This window comes from Gordonibacter sp., from assembly GCF_036667095.1.
GTDB lineage: Bacteria > Actinomycetota > Coriobacteriia > Coriobacteriales > Eggerthellaceae > Gordonibacter.
Map to the genome: position 1 here is coordinate 1 of NZ_JAVWUP010000074.1, position 10,668 is coordinate 10,668.

Genomic DNA, 10,668 nt, shown 5'->3' on the forward strand with positions numbered 1-10,668 from the left:
AGCAGGAGGGCCTGGTTACGGGCTCTTTTGCTGTTCAAAGTGGTGGTAGGCCTGACATGGTGGGTTTGGAAATCAACCCTTGAATGGATCTGGTGTTTCGGCTGGGGATAGCAAGAGGCACGGCGTATCCCCGGGCGTATTTCGTGTATAATACTAGACGAGCCGGAAGGAGCGTTAACTCCCACCGGCTCTAAAAATCGCTTCGGCGGTTTGGGTTTCTTGTTAGCGCTCCGACCCCTTGCGGGATCGGAGCGCCTCCTTTATCACCAGAAAAAGCTCGATGACGCGAGATACCAGCTCCAAAAGTACCGCAGCGAGCACAAGCAACTCCAAAACGGGCATAGACTTCACCTCCGTTCATCTAGAATAATGAGAGGGAGAGGTACCATGCCACCTTACGATTTCTGATGCTTACGATAGCGTAGGGTGTGCAGTCAAGACTATACCTACGCGACCGTATTTCCACCGTTGGAAAAAGGGCTGCTTTCATGCGAAAGTTTAGCAAAAATCAAGCCCTATTCCAGCGGAAGAGGGAAGGAGCGGGGAGGCTCCGATCGGCTCCGATCGGCCAAGACGCACTCGTCGATTTATAGGGGTAGGTAGAATGCGGCACCCGTCTTTACGATGCGGGGAAGGAGCCCTTGCTGCCGTGGCAGTTCATGCCGATGGCGCGGATGGTGCAGTAGTCGCGGTGCTTGCAGCGCCCGCAGGCGCGACGTCGGCCCTTTTGAGACGGGTCGTAGAGGCCGACGACGCTCATCGTGCTATAGGGTGGGTCGAGCGCCCCGTCGACATTGAGCTTTAGTCCCAAACGCTTCTCGGATTGCGTGTAGAACACCAGCTGCGAGCGCGAGTCGAGCGGAAAGTCGCCATCGCCGGGGCGCAGGCGGTCGTCGGTGTAGAGTCCTTCGTCTGCAGCGGCGGCGATGATGGAGGCATTCACGCGATCGGCGGCGCACTCTACCAGCGCCCGCGCGCAGGCACGTGCGAGAGCGCGGTCGAGGTCGTCTGGCGCGGCGGGCAGGGCGGCGGGGCTCTCAGGGCCGATGGTCGCAGCCAAGAGCGCACAGTGGACGCTGCGGCGCAGGCGGTCGTAGACGCTCTTACCGCGAAATATCATCATAGTGCCTACCAGCTTGATGGCTGGCTCGGTGTACTTGGGCGGTTGCGTGCAGATAGTCGGGTTGAATATTTTGAATACGCCGCGGGTCTCGTAGGAGGCAAGGCAGGCGGCGATGGCGGCATCGAGGCGCTGTCTTGCGCCGGCATTGAGTTCGATCTCTTCTGCAAGTTCGGGCTCGGCAGCATCGTTCTTGCCGACGGAGCCTTGGTTGTCAGGCTCGCTGGTGCCGCTTCCTGTTGTTTCATTGCGTGCGGCAAGGTCGGCGGCGCCTTCGATGCCGGGGCTGTCTGTGCCGTGCGCTGCGACGGCTTCGGGATTGACGCCCAGTGCGACCAGCTTGTCCGCTTCAAGCTGGCGGAGTATGTCCCGATACGGCAACGTGTCAACGGCGCAGGGAACTTCGATAATCTGGCGTAGGGGGCCGGCCATGGCTGCTCCTTCGATGCGGCCGCGTGCGGCCGAGGTTTTGCTTGCGGGGACGATGCTTTCGGGTGATGCTGCCTCTTATGATGATCATAGAACACCCAGGGGCTTCGTTAACCGGCCATTTTATCGTTGCTGTGCGGTTTTGGGAGTTAGTGAAACTTTGCCAATGAGCTTCGCCGAATAGGCGAACCAGGATGATCGCCTATCTGTTCTGCCGATCCACGTTCGAGAGGGCAGCTGCTTTCGAGAAGGTCGAACTGTCGGTACGGGACATCGTCGCGCTGTTGTCCGACGCATACGGGTTGACGCGGTGATACCATACGAGAAAACCCTTTCCGGTATACGGATACGGGATGCAAAGCAGCCTCTTCCGAGGCAGCAGGGCGAGGAGGGATGCTTTATGGGAGCTTGGAGGTCGGGTGAGATGCTCGAAGTGCCGATGGACGAGGCCCTGGCCCGCACGCATGAAGCCTATCGTGCAGGAGGGGCCGTTCCTGCGGTTCCGCGTCTTGCTGCGACCGTGATGCTGGTGCGCCGCCCGTGCGAGGTGTTCATGCTGCGCCGTGCCTCGACTATGGCATTCGTGCCGGAGGCGGTGGTATTTCCCGGCGGTAGCGTCGATCCGCGCGATGCGGACGAGCGGCTGCCGTGGACAGGGCCTCAGCCGAGCGTGTGGGCGCAGCGCATGGGCACGGATGCGCAGACCGCGCAGCTGGTGGTGACGGCTGCCGCACGCGAGGTGTTCGAAGAGTGTGGCGTGCTGTTGGCGGGTGAGGACAACCGCTGCGCCCTGGCCGACGTGTCGGGCCCGATGTGGGCCGAGGAGCGTCAGTGCCTGGTCGAGCACCGCACCTCGCTCGCCGAGGTGCTGGCGCGCCACGGGCTGGTCCTGCGCACCGACCTGCTAGGGTTGCGCTCGCATTGGCTGACACCCGAGTTCGAGCCGCGTCGCTACGATACGTATTTCTTTGCAGCCTGCCTGCCTGCAGGCCAGATGCCCGACAGCTGCACGACCGAGGCGAACGGGGCGGGATGGGCCGACCCGCGCCAGATGTTGGAGCGCGGTGCCGAGGGGGCGCTGCGGCTGGTTCCCCCGACGTCCTACAACCTTGCGCACTTGGCAAGCTCATCGAGCTTGGATGCGTTCGTGCAAGGCGTTGGCCGGGCGCAGCGCATCATGTTGGAGCCGCTGGTGCGGGAGGTGCTCTCATGTCTGCTCCCTTAGCGGACGGTGCCTTCGAAAAGCAGGATCGGGCCGTATTGGGCGAAGGGCTTTGCCCCGCAACTGTTGCTGGCGGGTCCTGCTGTCTGCCGAAGGGGGAGCACGTCGGTGCCGAGGCGGCCCGCATTGCATCCGTTGCGGACAAGGCTACTGCCCGCGCTCCTTGGGCTGGCGGGCGCATCTCGCCGCATGCGCGTTGCGTACGGGCGCATAACCCGTCTCCGCTTACCTATTGGGGCACCAACACCTGGATACTCTCCGAACCGGGGCTGCCGGACTGCGTCGTGGTCGACCCGGGGCCGCTGGAACGCGATCACCTGGATGCCGTGTACGCGGCGTGCCAGGCTGACGGCCTGCGGGTCGCAGCTGTTGTGTTGACGCACGATCACGTCGACCATGCGGAGGGTGCTGAGGCGTTCGCTTCCCGTGTCGGGGTTCCCGTCGTGGGGCGACGGGCGGGAACGCTTCCTGACGGGCCGCTTGTGTTCGGAGCGCGGGGGCCGTGTCTCGAGGTGGTCTCGCTTCCAGGGCATTCCCGTGATTCGGTGGGTCTGGTGTTTCCAAAGGATGAGTCGGTGGTAACGGGCGATTTCATCTTTCAGCAAAGTTCCACGCTCATCTGCTGGCCCGATGGCGACCTGGCGCAGTACCTGGAGGGGCTGGGGTTCTTGCGCGACCTGGTGCGCACGCGTGGTATCCGCCGGCTGCTTACGGCCCATGGTCTGCCGATCGACGACCCCGTGGGCGCTGTCGATCGGCAGACGGCCCATCGGCGGGCTCGTCTCGAACAGGTGCGCGCCGTTATCGATGGCGGCGTAGGTTGCGATGTCGATCGCATTTTGGAGGGCGTGTACGATGATGTGGACAAGCGCCTGAGTCCGGCAGCCCGCGTGAACGTTCAGGCCCAATTAGCGTACCTTGAAGAGGAGGGCGGGCTGGGAAGCTGACCGTCGGCCATCTTGTTTGGGAGAAGGGCTGCAACAACGGCTCCGAAGCCGGGGGGGGGGCTACCCGATTCGACCAAGGGGCAGCCGTTGTGGCTGTCCCTTGGTTCTTTTCATGCCTATGCGGTTCGCCGGGTGCCTTTGCGGCCCTTTCTCGATTATGTAGTGGTTTCTCGATGAGCCTTCATGCGCTCGGTCAACTCGGCGGCGAGCAGGTGGCGCTTGATCTTGCCGGTAGCCGTCTTGGGTATCTCGTCGATGTACTCGATGCGCTCGGACCAGAGGCGCTTGGCTACGTGGATGCTCTCTAGATAAGCGGTTACGTCGGCGAGCGTCGGACGGGTGTCGCCCGTAGCGACAGCAAACGTGCAGATGCGCTCGCCTAAGCGGTCGTCAGGCATGCCGAGGGTGGCATGGTCGCCCAGCCCGGGGCATTCCATGAGGTTCTCGTCGATCTCGCTGGCGCAGATGTTCTCGCCGCCGCGGATGATGATCTCCTTCTTGCGACCGTTGATGCGGATATGGCCCTCGTCGTCCTGGTAGCACAAGTCGCCGCTGTAGAACCAGCCCTCGTCGTCGAGGGCGCGGTCGGTGCGCTCGCGGTCGTTCAGGTAGCCTACGAACTGGTGCGGCCCACGGGATATCTCCTCGCCCTGGGTGCCGTTCGGCACAGGAGCGTGGTTCTCATCCACGACCCGCACCTCGATGCCGGGGCAGGGGATGCCCGACCAGGTGCCGTTCCATTCTAGGCAATGCGCCGGCGGCACGAACAGGTGGGGGCAACTCTCGGTCGAGCCGTAGCATTCGCACAGCAGGATGCCGTGGCTGTGAGCGCATTGTACCAGCGTGCCGGGCACGGGTGCGCCTCCGCAGACGAACAGCGAGAGCGTGGCGAAGGTATCGAGCTTCTCGTCGGTGAGATATTTCAGGATGTCGTAGATGAACGGGGTGGCGCCCATCGACCAGGTAGCACCCTCGCGATTGCACAGCTCGAAGGCCTCCTTGGCGTTGAACTGCTGCTGGAGTACCGTGCGGCCTCCGAGCAGCATGGGGGAGATCAGGCCGTGATAGAAACCGGTCGCATGGTTCAAGGGCGACGGCATGAACATGACGTCTTCGCCGGTCCGTTCGAGCCCCTGGGTGAACGAGCGCTCCGAGAACAGGATGTTGTTGTGGGTGAACAGCACGGACTTCTGTCGACCGGTCGTGCCCGACGTGGACAGGATGCACGCCACGTCGTCGGACGTGATGGACGGTCGCGTGACGAGCGGTTGGTAGGTGGAGACGATATGGCTCAGCGTCGGTAGACCCTTGGTGGATGCACCCTCCTTGTCGATGACGGCGAGGGGCCCGAGTGTGGGGACGCGGTCCCGTACCGACAGCGCCTGCTCTTCGAAGTCGCAGGCATGGAACGTGGTGGGGCAGATGAAGGCCCGAGTGCCTACCTTGTTCATGTTGTAGACGAGATCCTCGTCGTTGAAGTTCTTGGGGACGGGGTGCATGACGGCCCCTACCTTCAGGCATGCTACGTACACGATGCAGAATTCTGCCCAGTTCGGCAGTTGGAACGTCACCACGTCACCTGCCTCCACGCCCTCGCTGGCCAGCCAAGCGGCCAAGCGGCCCGCGCGGTCGTCTACGTCTCCGTAGGTGTACGACGTCGCCTGGTCGTCCGTGACGTACGTTCGCTCGGGATAGCTCGCTGCCCGCTCAGCCCAAACATCCCCCAACGTTTGGCTCGTCCAGTACCCTTGATCATAATAGAGCTGCTTGCACTCACCGTTAATCTTTAGGTCGGTAATCATCGCCCCTGAATCCTCTCTAGATTCCCGTTCGCCGAGCCACCCGCGTGCGGGCGGATGAAAAAGCGAATGCTGGTGTTGGATTGATGCGCGGATGGCATCGCTTGCGACAGACGGTTGTAGTACGGTGCTTTCTCCCCTCGTTTGCTCGAAAGATGGATCGGGCACGCTCTTTTTCGCCGACGCTGATTCCCCAAGCGCTGGCTTCCTTGATTACCAGTCTATTCATTGTAGGTTCTCGGTTAATGGTCGAGTTGGCCGATTTGTGGGTTCATCTATAGATTCTGTCTATGAGTCCGGAGGTTTGGCCTCAGTGTTGCCTATAATGCCTGATGAAAAAATACCAGATGACTCATTTGGATAGCGTTGTCTTACGGTGCACAGCACGGGCGAGGGTGCGTCGATAGACGGCTCGTTCCGTTGCTTTTGTCCGCTGGAATCCAGCACAGCGCTTTTGATGTCATGAGCATCCTCTTTGATGGACAATATTTCTCTATTAATGGTTAGAGCCGTAGAATAAGAAACACAAACGATATATTGTCCGTGGATTTATCCCTTTGATTCCCTGACTATAGGATATGACCTCGGAGCAAGGTCGCAATTCAATGGATTAAAACGAGATTGTGATGAAACAGGGAAAGGGGTAGTGTCCATGAGCGTGTACCAGGAAAATTACCATCTGCCGGAGTTTACCTATGATTACGAGAAACTCATCATCGACCGCCGTGGCCCGGTGTACGTATGCAGCTTCAACGACGCTGCGAACCTGAATGCCATGTCTTACGCCCAGATGGCGGAGTTCAATGACTTCCTCATCAAGGTGCGCTTGGACAAGGACTGCCGTGCCATCGTGCTAACAGGTGAGGGCAAGTCGTTCTGCGCCGGCTTCAACTTGAACGACCTCGCGCTCGAGCCGCCTGAGGATATGGGCCGCATCCAGCGCGACTTCTACGTCATGCAGCGCATGTGCTCCGACCAGATCATCAACATGCGTCGCTGCGAGCAGCCCATCATCGGCGCGCTCAAGGGCTATGCCGTGGGCGGCGGCCTGTCCATCTCTTGCGCTTGCGACATGCGTATTTTGGGCGAGAGCTTCAAGATGAATGCCGGCTACCTGTCCATCGGCTACACCGGCACCGACATGGGTGGCGCGTTCTTCCTGCCCAAGATCGTGGGCTACGCCCGTGCTTGCGAGATCCTCATGAACCCTAATCGTTTCGGTGCCGAGAAACTCTACGACTGGGGCTTTGCCAACAAGGTCGTCGCCGACGACGACGTGGTGGAGGAGGCTGTGGCCTTCGCACAGCAGATGTGTGACGCTACCGCTCCGTTCGGCCTGCGCCTGACGAAAGAATGCCTGCAGGCATCTCTCGATGGCACCAGCTTCGAGAACGTCATCAAGATGGAGAACCGCAACCAGGTGCTCGCCTCCAATACGACCGACGGCCAGATGGGCGTCGGCAAGATGAACCCGAAGAACAAGCAGGATGTGAAGGACAACCCCGAGAAGTATAAGTTTCACAACCTGTAAGGCGCCTCTTCCGCAGTGCGTGCGGAGCATCGACGCCTCTGAGCGCCTCCGGCTTTTGTGTCGGAGGCGCTTTGTGCTTTCCGGATTCGATTCGGTCTTTGTGGGGATGAGGGCCGATACATCGCTGCTACGTGCCTCGTGGGGCACGTAGCATTTCTCAACGAGAGGGGGACGGCCATGCACATACTTGCCATCAACGGAAGCCATCGAGCAGGTAAAGGAACGGCGGCACTGCTGCAGGCGGCGCTTGAGCAGGCGGCTGCCTGCGGAGCCGAGACGGAGCTCGTGGAGCTCGCTCGCCTCGATATCGGCTACTGTGCCGGCTGCAATGCCTGCTTGGCGAAGCCTGCCTGCACGCTTTCAGACGATATGGACGGGCTTGTGGAGAAGATGCGCGTGGCAGACGGCATCATCCTGGGTTCGCCCGACTACTTCGCCAACGTGTCGGCCCGCATGAAGACGTTCATCGACCGCACGCGTCCGCTGCACATGGCGGAAAACGTCCTGAAAGGCAAAGTGGGCGGCATGGTGTCCACGTCGGGACTCGATAACTGCGGTGCCGAGGAGACGATGGGCGTCATGGATCGTTTCTTCGCAGTGCACGGGATGCTGGTGGTGCATCCGCGCCCCGCAGGTCCGGTGCTTGCCAACGGTGCAACGGGCTCCCAATTCGCCGGCTTCGACGAGCGCGGGCGCGTGCAGTGGCGCCGCGTCGAGGATGATGCAACGGCTTTTGCCTTCGCCTGCCAGCTTGGGACCGACATGGTTGCTCTTATCCAGCGCTTGGCGTAAAGGAGCGCGTCTGCGTCGCATGTCTTCGGAAGCTTATGTCGCTGGAGGCATGTCGCGGTTTTGCCGATAAAATGGCGGCCAACGACCGCTTTGGCAACCCTTTTTCAATAAGGTTCCGAGAGAGGCTTCTGTGAACTGGGGTTTTGATGGGAGAGATGCCGACAGCTGGTCAATATCTTGCCAAAGCGGTCGTTGGCCGCCATTATCCTGCTGCGCTTGTATAAGCGAAGGACCGGAAGCTGATCGGCTACCGGTCCTTCGGGGGATTACGGTGTTGCAAAATTTCGGAGTGCCAGGTGACTTACCAGTTGCAGGGGGTTTCTCCGGCAATCTGGCGTTCGGACTTGAAGATGGTGTCTGGCACTTCGGTGCCGTGCCAGCACTTGATGGCGTCCTTCTCCTCCATGGCGGCGATCTCCTCGGCGCTGTAGCCCATCTTGGTCAGGAACTCGACCGTGTGGTAGCCGGTGGGCTTGGACAGGATGATCGGCGGGTCGCCGTAGTCGTCGAAGCGCAGCGGCGACATGGGGATGGCCTTCTTGCCGAACGATTCGTACTCGACCCAGCGCAGCGAGTCGTTCGCGTAGGCTTCCTCGTCCTTCAGGATGTCGGTGTAGCGGAAGCACTTCTGGTGAGGCACCTCGTGCTCGCGCAGGATCTCGTCCCACTCCTCGAACGTCTTGGTGGCAAACGATGCTTCCAGCCAGCTGATAACCTCAGGCTGCTTTTGGGAGATCTTGAGAGCGGGCAGGTTGCAGGTATCGGCTTGGTCCTTGTGCTCGCTGTTGTCGGTGATCTCCATCATCATGTTGTAGTACTTGTCGTACTGCGGCATGCAGATGAGCATCCACTTGTCGTCGGAGGTTTTATAGGTGTTGTTGAAGGGGTTCGGAACGGCCTTGCGCGACTTGGGATAGGGTGCGCCGAACTGCGTGGCCATGACGCCGATGTTGCCGCCCCAGATAGCTGCGCCGTACAAGTTGCAGGTGACCTTATCGCCCTTGCCGGTACGCGTGCGGTTGAACAGTGCTGCCAAGATGCCGCCGGACAGGATGGAGGCCGCGTTGTAGTCGCCGAAGGCTTGCGGCGGAATAGCAGGAGATTGGCCGTCCTCGCGGAACACGTTCGCCACGCCGCCGCGTGCTGCCCAGCACACCGCGTCGAAACCGGGGGTGTCGCGCTCGGGGCCGAACTCGCCGTAGCCGCGCATCTGTGCCCAGATGAGGTTGGGGTACTTCGCCTTGAGCGTTGCGTAGTCCAAGCCAAGCTTCACCAGGGCCTTGTCGCGTAGGTTGTTCACGAACACATCGGCTTTTGCCAGCAGTTCCTGCATGACATGCGCGCCCTCTTCGGTCTTGAGGTTCAGCGAAAGCCAGTTCTTGTTCGTATTGTTCAGGTCGATGGTCGGATCTTCCCGATCCGTCTGCTCACAGCCGAAGCCGGGACCCTGAGTGCGTTGGGCGTCGCCATGGAGTGGCTCGACCTTGATGATCTCTGCGCCCATCTCCGACAAAACGCGTACGGTCGCAGGTGCTGCCACCCATTCGCACAGCTCGACGACTTTGACGCCGTTTAGAGGACCATACCCGTTCAGTTTCTCTGTCACTGACATACGACGGTTCTCCTTCCTTTGATGAATCGTTGATTTTCGTCCTGTCGATATACTCACATGTCCTATGTTTTGTTGCTATGGACAATTATATTTAATTGATGGTCGAACATAAAATCGATAAGATGAATGCGTTTACCTCACACGTTGGGATATTTGTTGGCCAACATGCGAGGGCTTGGGGTGTAAAAGTGCTTTTCCGTCCGAAGTGGATGGTTGAATTTGCCAAATTGAGGGTAATATCGGCTGGTAGGCTCAGTATACTGGTAGAAGTACCGAGCTTGGCGTGTTGCCTCCTGAACCGCGGGGGAGCGCCTGCAAAAGGCATCCGCTTTCGGCGGCGTGCTTCTATGGGAAGAAGGTTAGACGTGGATTTCGAATTGACCGACAGCCAGCGCAGGCTCGTGGAGGCGTTCCGCGCCTTCGGCGAGGAGACGTTCACCTCGGCTCATGTTCACCAATGGAGGCGGGATCAAGGGTTGCCCGACGAAGTGGCCAAAGGGTTCGTGGACCTGTACTTCGGGTTGGAGGACCTGCACGATGGCGACCAGGGCAGCTCGTTTAGCCTCGGTTCGCAGGCGCTTATCATCGAGGAGCTCTCCCGGTGCGCCGGCGCTACGCTTCCTTTCCAAAACGATCTGTTCAACCTGGCTATCATGAACGAATTCGCTGCCGAGGGCGAGTTTGCGGCCGTCATCGACGAGTACCGCTCGACGGGTCGCTTGGCATTCGCGCTGGCTATCTCCGAGCCCGAAGCTGGCTCCGATTCCTTGAACATGCAGACGTACACCCGCACGGTGGACGGCCGCCTTATTTTGAACGGCAGTAAGACGTTCGTGAACAACGGGGAGTACGCGCCTTATATAATGGTGGCGGCCATCGATCGCGACGAAGAGGAGCCGGGCAAGTATCCACCCATGACGTTCTGGTTCGTTCCACGCGACCTGAAGGGCATCACCGCCTACCCCATCAACAAGATCGGGCAGTCCATGTTGCCCTTTGCGCAGCTGGTATTCGAGAACGTGGAGCTTTCTCCCGAATACCGTATGAAAGGGCGCCAGGCCGGCTTCCGCCAGCTGTTCCGTTTGCTGGAGTTCGGCCGCACGTTTACGTGCGCCTCGTCGTTGGGCATGGCGCGTGCCGCCATGGAGGATGCCGTGGCGCATGCACGTGCTCGTAAGGCATTCGGTGTGCAGATCGGGCGCTTCCAGCAAGTCGA

General features: G+C 60.3%; 8 protein-coding genes. 5 read left to right on the plus strand and 3 right to left on the minus strand.

Annotation, left to right across the window (positions count from 1 at the left end; genetic code table 11):
• Positions 1–619: 619 nt before the first annotated feature.
• Entirely contained in the window at positions 620–1,552 is a 933-nt protein-coding gene (locus tag RR842_RS08075; RefSeq protein WP_332729419.1) for a phage tail protein, read from the minus strand.
• A 397-nt stretch (positions 1,553–1,949) separates the two neighbouring features.
• On the opposite strand from RR842_RS08075, the gene RR842_RS08080 reads away from it, so the two are divergent.
• On the plus strand, positions 1,950–2,774 hold the full coding sequence (locus tag RR842_RS08080) for an NUDIX hydrolase (protein WP_332729420.1): 825 nt from the start codon (positions 1,950–1,952) through the stop codon (positions 2,772–2,774).
• Positions 2,759–3,718, plus strand: a complete 960-nt coding sequence (locus tag RR842_RS08085; RefSeq protein WP_332729421.1) for an MBL fold metallo-hydrolase — start codon at positions 2,759–2,761, stop codon at positions 3,716–3,718. Before RR842_RS08080 ends, RR842_RS08085 begins: the two co-directional genes overlap by 16 nt.
• Before the next feature lie 155 nt (positions 3,719–3,873).
• On the opposite strand, the gene fadK is transcribed toward RR842_RS08085, so the two are convergent.
• Positions 3,874–5,520 (minus strand): medium-chain fatty-acid--CoA ligase, encoded by a 1,647-nt coding sequence (fadK, locus tag RR842_RS08090; protein ID WP_332521759.1) that lies wholly within the window; start codon positions 5,518–5,520, stop codon positions 3,874–3,876.
• A 649-nt stretch (positions 5,521–6,169) separates the two neighbouring features.
• On the opposite strand from fadK, the gene RR842_RS08095 reads away from it, so the two are divergent.
• Positions 6,170–7,048: an enoyl-CoA hydratase/isomerase family protein gene (locus RR842_RS08095; protein ID WP_332729422.1), complete on the plus strand. Its 879-nt coding sequence runs from the start codon at positions 6,170–6,172 to the stop codon at positions 7,046–7,048.
• Positions 7,049–7,225: 177 nt separating this feature from the next.
• Positions 7,226–7,840, plus strand: a complete 615-nt coding sequence (locus RR842_RS08100) for a flavodoxin family protein (protein ID WP_332729424.1) — start codon at positions 7,226–7,228, stop codon at positions 7,838–7,840.
• 301 nt (positions 7,841–8,141) lie between these two features.
• Here the strand turns inward: RR842_RS08100 and RR842_RS08105 are convergent, their stop codons facing one another.
• The gene (locus RR842_RS08105) at positions 8,142–9,452 is read right to left on the minus strand and encodes a CaiB/BaiF CoA-transferase family protein (protein ID WP_332521832.1); all 1,311 of its coding nucleotides are present in this window, start codon (positions 9,450–9,452) and stop codon (positions 8,142–8,144) included.
• Between the two features lie 365 nt (positions 9,453–9,817).
• Between RR842_RS08105 and RR842_RS08110 the strand changes: the two genes are divergently transcribed.
• A partial coding sequence (locus tag RR842_RS08110; protein ID WP_332729426.1) for an acyl-CoA dehydrogenase family protein occupies positions 9,818–10,668 on the plus strand: 851 nt, incomplete at its 3' end.

Excerpts from the sequence above, each read along its gene's own strand:
- RR842_RS08075 (WP_332729419.1), bottom strand. The coding sequence starts at position 1,552 with ATGGCCGGCCCCCTACGCCAGATTATCGAAGTTCCCTGCGCCGTTGAC.
- RR842_RS08080 (WP_332729420.1), top strand. The coding sequence starts at position 1,950 with ATGGGAGCTTGGAGGTCGGGTGAGATGCTCGAAGTGCCGATGGACGAG.
- RR842_RS08085 (WP_332729421.1), top strand. The coding sequence starts at position 2,759 with ATGTCTGCTCCCTTAGCGGACGGTGCCTTCGAAAAGCAGGATCGGGCC.
- fadK (WP_332521759.1), bottom strand. The coding sequence starts at position 5,520 with ATGATTACCGACCTAAAGATTAACGGTGAGTGCAAGCAGCTCTATTAT.
- RR842_RS08095 (WP_332729422.1), top strand. The coding sequence starts at position 6,170 with ATGAGCGTGTACCAGGAAAATTACCATCTGCCGGAGTTTACCTATGAT.
- RR842_RS08100 (WP_332729424.1), top strand. The coding sequence starts at position 7,226 with ATGCACATACTTGCCATCAACGGAAGCCATCGAGCAGGTAAAGGAACG.
- RR842_RS08105 (WP_332521832.1), bottom strand. The coding sequence starts at position 9,452 with ATGTCAGTGACAGAGAAACTGAACGGGTATGGTCCTCTAAACGGCGTC.